The organism is Pseudomonas sp. FSL R10-2189 (assembly GCF_009600325.1).
Taxonomy (GTDB): domain Bacteria; phylum Pseudomonadota; class Gammaproteobacteria; order Pseudomonadales; family Pseudomonadaceae; genus Aquipseudomonas; species Aquipseudomonas helleri.
Genome location: NZ_WIVZ01000179.1, coordinates 1 through 230, shown reverse-complemented (window position 1 = coordinate 230; position 230 = coordinate 1). Strand labels below are relative to the sequence as shown.

1 protein-coding gene is annotated in these 230 nt (G+C 49.6%); it reads right to left on the bottom strand.

Features of this window, described 5'->3' with window-relative positions:
* The coding region (locus GHO32_RS26745) for a hypothetical protein (RefSeq protein WP_218581176.1) at positions 1–230 on the bottom strand (230 nt) is incomplete at both ends.

The window sequence follows — 230 nt, the reverse complement described above, 5'->3', positions numbered from 1 at the left end:
TCTTGGTCTACGGCGAATAGCGTCAGGGTAAAGTCCAGCGAAAGGCTCACGGATATAGCATTACCGCTATAGAAAGATTCGTAGGTTTTTTCGGTATCCGTCTTAATGGTCAATGTGTGGGTGCGATACATACCGCCACCGTCGAAATTAACCGTTAATTGCTGGGTGACCGAATTGTATGAGGTGGTCAGATTGGACGGCGGGGAAGGAGGCGTCACACTGGGCTGATA